The 2073-nt window shown below is 68.4% G+C and carries 2 protein-coding genes; one reads left to right on the top strand and one right to left on the bottom strand.

Features of this window, described 5'->3' with window-relative positions; translation table 11 throughout:
* Nucleotides 1–257, top strand: a 257-nt coding sequence (locus tag ACNAW0_RS30240; RefSeq protein WP_416291453.1) for a hypothetical protein, incomplete at its 5' end; no start/stop codon positions are given.
* A 93-nt stretch (nucleotides 258–350) separates the two neighbouring features.
* Here ACNAW0_RS30240 and ACNAW0_RS30235 read toward each other — a convergent pair.
* Nucleotides 351–2015, bottom strand: coding sequence for an ISAzo13 family transposase (locus ACNAW0_RS30235; protein WP_416291452.1), 1665 nt, complete (start codon nucleotides 2013–2015; stop codon nucleotides 351–353).
* Between the last annotated feature and the right edge of the window lie 58 nt (nucleotides 2016–2073).

The following is a 2073-nucleotide window of genomic DNA, read 5'->3' as shown; positions in this document are numbered from 1 at the left end:
CCAAGGCGAAGTGGCCGCAGCTGGCCGCGGTGCACGTGCGCTACCACGGCCAGTTCGCCTACATCACCGGTGAACTCAACGACGGTGAACACCTGCCGCTGATGCGGTTCCGATACGGCGGGTCCGCGCACCGCTGGGGCACCGCCATCTACGTGGCCAGCACCAACAGCTACGAGAACCAGATCTGGATCACCGGCAGTCCCGAAGAGGCTTTCGACTTCGTCTGCGACATCCACATCGGCCCGATCGCCCCCTGACCACGACTGCACCCAAACCCCGGCCAGTCAACCCCCGAAGGACTTACGGAGCGGACCACTAAGGGCTTGCAGATGAATAACACGCCGTCTCGATCATCTCGTGCTGGCTGGCTGGTTGGCGAGGAGGTCTGCCACCGGTCCCGGTGTGGCGACGGGCTCGATGTTGGTTCCGTGCTGTTCAAGCAGTTGCCGGACTTCGTCGATGGCCCGGCGGATGGTGCTGCGGCTGACGGTGAACATCACGGCCAGGTTTTCTTCGGGCAGGGAAAGCCGCAGGTGCAGGATGGTGGCCAGGACCTGGTCGCCGAAGCCGAACCGGGGCGGGCGGCCGGATCGGGGGGCGTGGGGTTTGCGACCCTCGTGCAGCGCCTGCTCGGTGGCCCGCTGCTGTCGGGCTTGCCTGCGGGTCTGGCGTATCCCGTCCAGCGCGGCGGTCAGGTTCTGCAGGTCCTGCTCGGCCATGCCGGTCAGGCTGGGGCCGGACAGACTGTCAGGACTCGGCGCTGCCGGCAGGTCGCCGGCGGCCCGGTCACCGGACAGCCCCGGGGTCCGGTCGGGGTGCAGCGTGTAGTTCCACTCGCCGTGGAAGGCATGGCGGGTGATGGGCAGGGCCGTCATCTGGGCGTCGCTGATCCTCACCCCGGTGGGATAGCAGCCGGTGTCCAGTTCGGCGTGCACGCGCAGGCCGGTGCGGGTGGTAGTGGCCGCGATGGTGTTGACGATCACCTCGTGGCTGGTCAGCGGCCTGCCGCGCCAGTTCATCGAGATGTTCGAGAACAGCCTGTGTTCGATCTTGTTCCACTTCGAGGTGCCCGGCGGCAGGTGGCACACGGTGATGGTCAGACCGGTCTGGGCTGCCAGCGCCGCCAGCTCGGTCTTCCACGCGCGGGTGCGGTAGCCGTTGGATCCCCCGCCGTCGGCGGTGATCAGCAGCCGGTCGGCGTGCGGGTAGGCGCCGCGGCCGGCGGCCTGCCACCAGCGGCGGATCGATTCGACCGCGAACGCGGCGGTGTCGGCGTCGGTGCCGACGTTGACCCAGCCGGTGTCGGCGGTGGTGTCGTAGACGCCGTACGGCACGGCCTTGCCCAGCAGCTTGTCGGCGAAGTCGTGCACGTTGACCTCGACCGGTTCGCCGGACGGCTGCCATTCCCGCCCGGCATTGGCGAACAGGCCGACCAGCTCTTTCTTCTTGGTGTCCACGCTGATCACCGGCTGTCCGGCGTCCCGGTGGGCGCGGGCGGCCTCGTTGAGGTAGTGAAACTGCGCGTCGCGGTCGGGATGCTGGGCGCCCTCAACGGTCTTGGCGTTGCCCTGCAGGCTGAACCCCTCCTCACGCAGCAGGTCGGCGACGGTGTCAGCACCGATCCGATGGCCACGTCGGGTCAGCTCGGCCGCCAGCCTGCGGGTCGACTTCGTCGTCCATCGCAGCGGCGACATCGGATCGCCCCGCTCATCCGGCTCGACCAGGGCCAGCAGCGCCGGACGCAGCCCGGGATCCAGCTCCGCCGCCCGCTTACGCCCTCCACCGGGCCTGCGGGCACGACCCAACGGCTCTGCACCAGCGTCAAGATCGGATACGCCTCTCGACACCGTGCTCTCCGCGACACCGGCCGCTCGGGCCACCAGCCTGATCCCACCGTGCCCGAGGATCCGGGCCTCGGCCCCCATCAGCAGACGGCGCTGCCGCTCATCCAGATGCGGCAAGATCACCTGGAACTTGGCTGCCAGTAACGCCTCGGCCCCCGACACCAGTCGCATACCACATTAGACAGCCAGCGTATGCGAAGTTGCTACTTGTTCCTCTGCAAGCCCTAAG

It is taken from the genome of Micromonospora sp. SL1-18, assembly GCF_047921505.1.
Lineage (GTDB): Bacteria > Actinomycetota > Actinomycetes > Mycobacteriales > Micromonosporaceae > Micromonospora.
The sequence above is the reverse complement of the archived record's forward strand: the minus strand, read 5'-3'. Positions and strand labels throughout refer to the sequence as shown.